This is a genomic window from Rhodococcus sp. P14 (assembly GCF_000256505.1).
In the GTDB taxonomy this organism is placed as follows: domain Bacteria; phylum Actinomycetota; class Actinomycetes; order Mycobacteriales; family Mycobacteriaceae; genus Rhodococcus; species Rhodococcus ruber.
Genome location: NZ_AJFC01000313.1, coordinates 1 through 8,967, shown reverse-complemented (window position 1 = coordinate 8,967; position 8,967 = coordinate 1). Strand labels below are relative to the sequence as shown.

The following is an 8,967-nucleotide window of genomic DNA, read 5'->3' as shown; positions in this document are numbered from 1 at the left end:
CGGGGGGCCCCGCCGCCCCGTCCGGAACCGGTGGCCGAGACCGCGGCACCCGCACGGGAGCCGGAGCCGCCCCCGGCCACCGCCCGTCGCAGTGCGGCGGTGCCGGCCGTGGTGGCGCTGGTGGGCGTGGCGTGTCTCGCGGCGGTCGGCTGGGTGGCCGGCACCGCGCTGAGCGGACCGCGTGCCGAGTCGGCATCGCCGGCGACGCTTCCGGTGGTCGCCGCCGCGTCGCCCCCGACGGAGGGCGGGACCGCCGGCCCCGTCGTCCCCCGCGCGGTGCGTGCCCATGCGCAGGAGGGCGCGGCGGACAACGCCGTGACGGCCGACCTGGCGGTCGACGGGAACCCGAACACGGCGTGGAGCACCGAACTGTATCCGCGTCAGCTCCCCGCGGGACGGGCCGGACTGGGTCTGACGGTCGCGTTCGCGCAACCGGTGCGGCTCGGTGAGGTGTGGATCGACAGTCTCAGCGCCGGTTCGCGCGTCGAGATCCGGACGGCCCCGGCCGGGGGCGGTCCCCTCCACCTGTCCCAGGTGGTCGGCACCGCCACGCTCGACGAGGGCATCACGCGCATCCCGGTGGCGGCGACGGCGGCACCGATGTCGGAGGTGCTGGTGTGGATCACCCGGCTCGGACCGGCCGGGGACCGCTTCCGCACGTCGCTGTCCGAGGCGGGATTCACGGCCTTCGACGGCCCGTGAGCCCGGCGGTCAGTCGCGGGCGCAGACGTGCCCGATCAGCACGTGCGGCCCGTACAGGACGCGCGCCCGGCCCAGCAGGGCCGCGTGCACCTGCTCTTCGGTCACGCCGGTCGGCAGGGACAGCACCAGGGGATCGAGGCGGCGATCCGGATCGGTGGGGTCCTCGACGAGGCCGGTCCAGTCGAACGTTCCGCCGTCGCGTCTGCGGGCCGCTTCGATCCGGGCGGCGTGGACCTGGCCGCTCCGCTCGAGCACGCCGTCCGTGGGGTTCTCTCCCACCAGCCGATCCAGGTGCTCGTCCGACCACCTGTGCACACCGAAGCTCTGCCGTCCCGGATCCATCTCCCCACGCCTCCCCGCGGTGCATTACCGGTAGCTCGGCGGTGATTATCCCACTCGGGCAAGGATCGCACAGGTGATTCCGCGGGTCGATCCGGTCGAACCGGCGCGGGCCGAATCCGTGGCGCCGGCTCTCCCGGTCCACCACGATGGGGGCACACCCCGCGCGTCGACTCGAAGGACGGTTCCGCCCATGAGTACTCCCGAGCTGGCCCGGCAGGCCTCGCAGTTGCGTGCGGATCTGCACGGGTTCGACCGGCGGATCCAGGAGCTCAGCGAGGAGTTCGGACGCATCGACCGGCATTCCCACGGCGACTCCGCCGAAGCCGCGCTCCTCGAGATCCTCGACCTCCTCGCCGACGCGCGACTCGACCTGCGCAGCGTCGATCGGCACCTGGAGACGACGGTCCGGCACGCGGAAAGCCTGCGCTGACCCACCTCGATCGCCCGCGGCGGGTGTGCCCGTGCACTCGCGGTCGGCCCACGCCGGCATCGCGGTGAGTTACGACAGACGACCGGAGAAGGGAGACCGGGATGCCGCAACCGGGTTCGCCGCCGTGGCACTACGTGCGCTCGGACGTCCGCACCCACGCCCCCGCCCGGGTGCGTGTCGCCGCCACGGTGGCCGCGGTCGTCCTGGTCCACGCGCTCGGTTTCGGGCTGCTCGGTCTGGCCCGTCTCACGGCCGGCGACGCGCTCACCCTCGGGGTGGCCCTGTCGGCCTACGGTCTGGGCGCCCGACACGCACTCGACGCGGACCACATCGCGGGCATCGACAACGCGATCCGCAAGTTCGTCGCCGAGGGGCGCCGCCCCGTAGGGGTGGGGCTGGCGTTCAGTCTCGGCCACAGCAGCGTCGTGCTGCTGGCGACGTCGGCGGTCGTCGCCGGGATCGGGTCGACCACCGGTCTGCTGGCGGGCGAGGGTGCGACCGCCACCGCCCTGGGGACCTTCGGTGCCGCCGTGGCGGGCGGCTTCCTGCTGCTCGTCGCCGGGGTCAACGCGGTTGCGTTGCGCGGCACGCTCGCCGCCCGGCGTTGCGGTACCGACGAGGTGCACTCGTCCGCGGCGGCGCGGGTCCTGTCGGCGCCGCTGCGACGGGTGCGTCATCCCCGCCACGTCTACGTCCTGGGCTTCCTGTTCGGTCTCGGTTTCGACACCGCCTCGTCGGTGGGTCTGATCGCGCTCGCGGTGACGGCGAGCCTCTCGGGCGCCGCCACCTGGCTGGTGCTGTGCCTGCCGCTGTGCTTCGCGGCCGGGATGACCGCCGTCGACGGGGTCAACGGGATCGCCATGGTGCGGATGTACGGATCGGCGCAGATCCCCAGCCGCGATCGGCAGATGTTCAACGTCGTCGTCACCGCCGTGTCCGTGGTCGCCGCCGGTGTGCTCGGCGCGATCATCACGCTGTCCGCGGTCGACGAACTGCTGCCGGGGTATCAGCCCGTCGCGTCCTGGGCCGCGGGCGTGGACCTCGCGCACGCGGGGTGGTGGCTCGCGGCGGGGTTCGCCGCGATCTGGGTTGCGGCCGCGGTGACGCTGTGGGCACGCCGGGGCTCCGCGGTCGTGAGCTGACCGCGGCGGGCACTCCGGGACATTCCATAATTCCGTAGAATGTTGTATCGTACGGTCCGATACGACAGGTCCCGGAAGGCGCTCATGAACACCTCCACGCCACCCACCGCCCCGCCCGACAAGCAGATCGGACTGGGCCTGCGCCGCAACCTCGCCCAGTTCACCCTGCTGGTGGTCGTCAACGCGCTCGTCGGCGGCATGCTCGGTCAGGAACGCACCGTGCTGCCGCTGCTCGCCGAGGAGGAATTCGGCATCCGCGCCTACACCGCCGGGCTGTCGTTCATCCTCGTCTTCGGCCTGTCGAAGGCGATCACCAACTACTTCGCCGGCACCTTCTCCGACCGGTACGGGCGCAAACCGGTGCTCGTCGCCGGGTGGCTGGTCGCCCTCCCGGTGCCGCTGCTGCTCATCTGGGCACCCTCGTGGGGCTGGGTGATCTTCGCCAACGTGCTGCTCGGCATCAGCCAGGGACTGACCTGGTCCACCACCGTGGTGATGAAGATCGACCTCGTCGGCCCGGCCCGGCGGGGATTCGCGATGGGACTGAACGAGGCCGCCGGGTATGCCGCCGTCGCCGCGACCGCGCTGGCCACCGGGTATCTGGCCGAGGCCTACGGGCTGCGGCCCGCGCCCTTCCTGCTCGGCATCGCCTTCGCGGCTCTCGGTCTGGGACTGTCCACCCTCGCCGTGAAGGAGACCCGCGAATACGCGCGTCTCGAGGCCGTCGGCCACGTCGCCCGCGCCGACGGACGCCACGACCACCTGCACGACAAGCTCACCGACCGGCAGGTGCTCGTCCAGACCAGCTTCAAGGAACCGGCCCTGTCCTCGGCCAGCCAGGCCGGGCTGGTCAACAACCTCAACGACGGCCTCGCCTGGGGGCTGTTCCCCATCCTGTTCGCCGCGGCCGGCCTGTCCGTCGGCCGGATCGGCATCCTCGCGGCGCTGTACCCGGCCGTGTGGGGAGTCGGCCAGCTGGTCACCGGTGCACTGTCGGACCGGTGGGGCCGCAAGTGGATGATCGTCGCCGGCATGTGGCTGCAGGCGCTCGCCCTGGCCGTGATCGCCGTCTCGGACTCCTTCCTGCCGTGGGCGATCGCCGCGGCCGCGCTCGGCGCGGGCACCGCGCTGGTCTACCCGACCCTGCTCGCCTCGATCGGCGACGTCGCCCATCCCGCCTGGCGGGCCCGGGCCGTGGGCGTGTACCGGCTCTGGCGCGACGGCGGCTTCGCGGCCGGCGCCCTGCTGGCCGGTGTCGTCGCCGACGCGTTCGGCATCCACGCCGCCGTGTGGGTCGTGGCCGCGCTGACCGCCCTGTCCGGACTGGTCGTCGCGGTGCGCATGTACGAAACGCATCCCCGGCCCACCCGCGCCCCACAGGAAGGACCCACCCGTGGCTGACCGAGCCGCCAAGGACGCGCTGTACACCGAGTTCGCCGCCGTCGGCAAGGTGCTCGGCAATCCCGCACGTCTGGAACTGCTCGACCTGCTCGCGCAGGGACCGCGCAGCGTCGACGAGCTCGCCGCCGCCGCCGGGCTCGGCGTGAGCACCTGTTCGGCGCACCTGCAGACCCTGCGCGCGGCCGGGCTGGTGCGGTCCCGCCGCGACGGCAAACGGATCTTCTACTCGCTCGCCGGGGACGACGTCGCCGAACTGTGGGACACCCTGCGTCGCGTGGCCCAGCGGCACCGCCCGCACACCGAGCTCGCCCGGCGCGCCTACCTCGGCCCGGACGACACCGCCGCCGTCGACACCGAGGAACTTCTGCACCGCCTCGAGACAGGCGAGGTGGTCCTGCTCGACGTGCGCCCCGCCGCCGAGTACGCCGCAGGGCACCTGCCCGGCGCACTGCACGTGCCGCTGGACGAGCTGACCGAGCGGCTCGCCGACCTGCCGGCGGACCGGGAGATCGTCGCCTACTGCCGCGGCCGGTACTGCGTGCTCGCCCACGACGCCGTCCGGCTGCTGCGCACCCACGGTGTGCCGGCCCGGCGCGCCGCCGACGGTGTGCTCGAGTGGCGACTCGCCGGGCTGCCCGTCGACTCCGACGTCGCCTGACCGCCCCCGCGACGTTCGCCTCCGGTTCGATTCGCGGTCACCCGCCGGCCACGGAACCGGGCTTTCCGGCACCTACGGTCCGGAGGACCCGACCGCATCGATGGAGGTATCGAGAACAGTGACGACGGCACCACTGAACCGCCGGGGATTCCTCGGGCGCACCGCACTGGCCGGCCTCGGCGTGGCCCTCGCCGGCAGCGTCGAGGCGCTCGTCCGTCCCGGACTCGCGTCCGCAGTCCCCGGCGGGGCGATCGGCTACGGCCCGCTCGTCCCGGATCCCCAGCGCATTCTCGCTCTGCCCGTAGGGTTCTCGTACACCGTGGTGTCGCGCTCCGGGGAGACGACCCTCGACGACGGCACGCCCGTCCCCAGCGATCCCGACGCCAACGGTGTGTTCGCGCACGGCAACGGTTCCACGATCGTGACCAACCACGAGATCGGCAAGGACGAGCCGTTCGGCGTGCCCGTCGTCGACGGCCTGACCTACGACCCCGGCGCGCGCGGCGGCACCACCACCGTCACCGTGAGCCCGAACGGGCAGCGCACCGGCCAGTACGTCAGCCTCGCCGGCACCGTGAACAACTGCGCCGGCGGCATCACCCCGTGGGGCACGTGGCTGACGTGCGAGGAGACCGAGGACCGGGCCGGCTCGAAGGGATTCACGCTCGATCACGGCTACGTGTTCGAGGTCGACCCCGCGAGCCAGGACGCCAACCGCGGCAAGAGCCCGGTGCCGCTGAAGTTCCTCGGCCGGTACGCGCACGAGGCGGTCGCCGTGGACCCGGCCACCGGCGCGATCTACCTCACCGAGGACGCCGACGAGCCCAACGGCCTGTTCTACCGGTGGACGCCCCCGCAGGGTTTCCGGGGCGGGCCGGGTGCCCTGCGTGAACTCGCCCAGTCGCCCGGCGGCGACACCGCGGGCAGCCTGCAGGCGATGGCCTGCTTCGACGGCGGCGCGCACGTGCCCGACCTGTCGCAGGCCACCGAGCCGGGGGTGCGCTACACCGTGCGGTGGGTCGACGTCCCCGACCGCGACGCCGCCACCACACCGGTGCGCGAGCAGTTCGCCGCCGACCAGGTGACCCGCAGCCGCAAGCTCGAGGGCCAGTGGTGGGGCGACGGCGGCGCCTACTTCGTCGCCAGCTACGCCCGCACGAGCGACGGCAGCATCGCCGAACACGACGGCCAGGTGTGGTTCTTCGATCCGGCCTCGCAGACGGTCACGCTGAAGACGCTGTTCGGGGTCAACCCCGACCCGTCCGTCGACACCGGCAACTACGACGGTCCCGACAACATCACCGTCTCGCCGTACGGCGGGGTGATACTCGCCGAGGACGGCGACGGCATCAGCCACCTCATCGGCGTCACCGCCGAGGGGAAGCCGTTCACGATCGCACGCAACGAACTCAACGACAGCGAGTTCTGCGGGCCCGCCTTCAGCGCCGACGGCAGGACCCTGTTCGTCAACATCCAGTCACCCGGCCTGACCCTCGCGATCACCGGGCCGTGGCGTCGCCCGATCGGCTGAGCCGCCGCCCGCGGACCACGACCGCCAGCGCAGCCCGTCGATCCGGAGCACCGGTCCCGACGGGCGCGCCGCGCGGTACTGCGCGTACTTGACGGCCAGCGCCGCGAGACCGGCCGAGCCGAGCTCCGAGCGCGGATCGTGGACGGTGGCCGTGCCGTCGAGACGGACCCACCACAGCCGGGACCAGTCGTCGTCGTAGTGGTCGACGAGCACCGCCACCCGCGGGTCGTTCTCGATGTTGCGCAGGCGCCGCAACCGTCTCGTCGTCTTCGGCTTGTCGTCGACGCAGGTGTAGAGCGCGTCGCCGACGAGCGCGAACACGATCGGCACGAGGTGCGGCCGCCCGTCCGGTCCGGTCGTGGCCAGCCGGGCGACGCGGGCCGTGGTGACGAGAGCACGGGCGTCCACCTCGTTCACGGTAGGCGCATGCCGGCGGTCATCTCCTCGGCCCGGGCATGCCCCGGTCGGGCCCGAACCGCGAGCCCGTGAGCCCCGGGGGCACCGGCCGCCAGTTGTACAGGTTCTGCGGCGGCGGAGATTCCAGGTCGGCGCAGGCCTCCCGCGCCCAGGCCTCCGCCTCCGGGCCCGGCCCGAAATCGATGCCGAGCGACGGATCGTGGGTGCCGATCACCCACCGGTGACCGTCGGGGGTCGCATGGATGCGGTAGCGCCGGATCGTCGCGGGGTCGGGGAGAGGTGCCATGCAGACCGGTTTCCCCACCGCGCGGCAAATCATGTCGGCGCGGCAAATCATGTCGGCACAGTGCGATCCGGCCCGCGCGCCGCTCAGGTGGTGCCGAGGCGCTGCGGCCGGGCGCCGTCCGCCTCCGCCCGCAGCACGTCGAGTACGACCTCGCCGTCGACGGTCTCCTCCTCGACGAGGATCGCGGCCAGCCGGTCCAGCGCCGCCCGGTGCTGCGTCAGGAGCGCGACGGCCCGTTCCTCGGCGGCCCGCAGCAGCCGGGCGACCTCGCGGTCCACGAGCTGCTGGGTGTGTTCCGAGTAGGGCCGCACGAGGCTGCGCTCACTGGTGTCGGCATGCAGGTAGTTGGGGTCGCCCGACCCGTACCCCACCGGGCCGAACGCTTCGGACAGCCCGAATTCCCGCACCATGCGCACGGCGATGCGGGTCGCGCCGCTCAGGTCGTCGGCGGCACCGGTCGACCCCTCCCCGAACACGACGAGCTCCGCGGCCCGCCCCCCGACCCGGACGGTGAGCAGGTCGTTGAGATATCCCTCGCTGTAGAGGTGGCGTTCGACCTCGGGTAGCTGCTGGGTCGATCCCAGGGCCATGCCCGCGGGCAGGATCGTCACCTTCGCCACCGGGTCGGCGTGCGGGCACAGGGCCGCGAGCAACGCGTGGCCCGATTCGTGGACCGCCACCGAGGTCCGTTCGTCGGGGAGCAGGGCATTGGCGCTCTCGCGGCGTCCGAGCAGCAGGCGGTCACGCGCGGACGACAAGTCGTCGGCGCAGATGACGGTGCGGTCGTCCCGGACGGCATTGATGGCGGCCTCGTTGACCAGGTTCGCCAGATCCGCACCCGAGAAGCCCGGGGTGGCCCGGGCGAGCACGCTCAGATCGACGTCGGGTCCGAAGTGTTTGCCCTGCAGGTGCACCGCCAGGATCGCGGCCCGTTCCGACTGGGTGGGCAGGGGGATCACCACCGTGCGGTCGAACCGGCCCGGCCGCAGCAGGGCCGGATCGAGCGCCTCCGGGCGGTTCGTCGCCGCCAGCACCACGATGCCGACGCTCTGGTCGAAGCCGTCCATCTCGGCCAGCAACTGATTGAGCGTCTGTTCCCGCTCGTCGTTCCCGGCGTAGGTCCCGACGCCGCGCTTGCTGCCGATGGCGTCGATCTCGTCGATGAAGATGATCGACGGCGGGCTCTTGCGGGCCTGCTCGAACAGGTCCCGCACCCGGGAGGCACCGACCCCGACGAACATCTCCACGAACTCCGAGCCCGTGACGGACAGGAAGCGCACCTCCGCCTCGCCGGCCACCGCGCGGGCCAGCAGTGTCTTGCCGGTGCCCGGCGGGCCGATCATCAGCACCCCGCGGGGGCCCTTCGCGCCGGCGGCCGCGTACTTCTCCGGATCCCGCAGGAAGTCGACGACCTCGCTGACCTCCTGCTTGACGCCGTCGTACCCGGCGACGTCCGCGAAGCGCGTGGTCGGCCGGTTCGCCTCGATCACGCGGGCCTTCGAGCGGCCGAACGCGCCCATGCCCCCGATGCCGCCGCCGCTGAAGGCGCGCTGTGCCCGGCGGCCGACCCACAGCAACAGCCCCGCGAACACGACGAAGGGCAGCATGCTGAGCAGAATCGCGGCCCACGGGCTGTCGTCGGTCTGTTCCGCGCTGACCTGGACCTGCTTCGCCCGCAGCTTCGCGTCGAGCCCGGCGAGGTTCAGTGCGGTCGGCAGCTGGGTGACGAATTCCGTGTCGTCCGAGAGGGTTCCGTAGGCCGATCCGCGGTCGTCGATCGTCACCTGCTGGACGGTGCCCGCGTCGACCCGGTCCACGAAGTCGCTGTAGGACAGGGTGCTCGACGTCGGGGTCTGCAGCGCCAGGGCGACCACCAGACCACCGAGCAGGACGGCGACGGCCACCAGCTGCCACCACAGGCCCGACGGCGGCGCCGGCGGAGGCGGCGGGTCCGGGGGCGGCCCCGATCGCGCCGACCTCGAGAGATGAACGGAGAAGAATCTCGTTCGCGTGATCATCCGGCGCTCCCCTGACCTGTCCGTGTCGGGTCCACGGTAT

General features: G+C 72.7%; 9 protein-coding genes and 1 pseudogene. 6 read left to right on the top strand and 4 right to left on the bottom strand.

Annotation, left to right across the window (positions count from 1 at the left end; translation table 11 throughout):
* Positions 1-702 (top strand): annotated as a pseudogene (locus OEY_RS0122560) (hypothetical protein); the annotation flags it as partial.
* A 9-nt stretch (positions 703-711) separates the two neighbouring features.
* Here OEY_RS0122560 and OEY_RS0122555 read toward each other — a convergent pair.
* Positions 712-1,044 carry a hypothetical protein gene (locus OEY_RS0122555; RefSeq protein ID WP_010596027.1) on the bottom strand — a complete coding sequence of 111 codons (333 nt, stop codon included), beginning with the start codon at positions 1,042-1,044 and terminating at the stop codon, positions 712-714.
* A 190-nt stretch (positions 1,045-1,234) separates the two neighbouring features.
* On the opposite strand from OEY_RS0122555, the gene OEY_RS0122550 reads away from it, so the two are divergent.
* The 5 genes from OEY_RS0122550 (at position 1,235) to OEY_RS0122530 (ending at position 6,206) form a co-directional block, all read left to right on the top strand.
* Positions 1,235-1,474 carry a hypothetical protein gene (locus tag OEY_RS0122550; protein ID WP_010596026.1) on the top strand — a complete coding sequence of 80 codons (240 nt, stop codon included), beginning with the start codon at positions 1,235-1,237 and terminating at the stop codon, positions 1,472-1,474.
* Positions 1,475-1,575: 101 nt separating this feature from the next.
* The gene (locus tag OEY_RS0122545) at positions 1,576-2,616 is read left to right on the top strand and encodes a HoxN/HupN/NixA family nickel/cobalt transporter (protein WP_010596025.1); all 1,041 of its coding nucleotides are present in this window, start codon (positions 1,576-1,578) and stop codon (positions 2,614-2,616) included.
* Positions 2,617-2,700: 84 nt separating this feature from the next.
* Positions 2,701-4,017 carry an MFS transporter gene (locus OEY_RS0122540; RefSeq protein ID WP_010596024.1) on the top strand — a complete coding sequence of 439 codons (1,317 nt, stop codon included), beginning with the start codon at positions 2,701-2,703 and terminating at the stop codon, positions 4,015-4,017.
* Positions 4,010-4,675 (top strand): ArsR/SmtB family transcription factor, encoded by a 666-nt coding sequence (locus tag OEY_RS0122535; RefSeq protein ID WP_010596023.1) that lies wholly within the window; start codon positions 4,010-4,012, stop codon positions 4,673-4,675. Before OEY_RS0122540 ends, OEY_RS0122535 begins: the two co-directional genes overlap by 8 nt.
* A 118-nt stretch (positions 4,676-4,793) precedes the next feature.
* Entirely contained in the window at positions 4,794-6,206 is a 1,413-nt protein-coding gene (locus OEY_RS0122530; protein ID WP_010596022.1) for an alkaline phosphatase PhoX, read from the top strand.
* Here OEY_RS0122530 and OEY_RS0122525 read toward each other — a convergent pair.
* The 3 genes from OEY_RS0122525 to ftsH all read right to left on the bottom strand — a co-directional run bounded on the left by OEY_RS0122525 (position 6,153) and on the right by ftsH (position 8,813).
* A complete protein-coding gene (locus OEY_RS0122525) occupies positions 6,153-6,623 on the bottom strand; it encodes a TIGR03668 family PPOX class F420-dependent oxidoreductase (protein ID WP_010596021.1) in 471 nt (156 codons plus the stop codon). The genes OEY_RS0122530 and OEY_RS0122525 overlap by 54 nt on opposite strands.
* Before the next feature lie 19 nt (positions 6,624-6,642).
* The gene (locus OEY_RS0122520) at positions 6,643-6,909 is read right to left on the bottom strand and encodes a hypothetical protein (RefSeq protein ID WP_010596020.1); all 267 of its coding nucleotides are present in this window, start codon (positions 6,907-6,909) and stop codon (positions 6,643-6,645) included.
* An 83-nt stretch (positions 6,910-6,992) separates the two neighbouring features.
* The gene (ftsH, locus tag OEY_RS0122515) at positions 6,993-8,813 is read right to left on the bottom strand and encodes an ATP-dependent zinc metalloprotease FtsH (protein WP_010596019.1); all 1,821 of its coding nucleotides are present in this window, start codon (positions 8,811-8,813) and stop codon (positions 6,993-6,995) included.
* Positions 8,814-8,967: the final 154 nt, after the last annotated feature.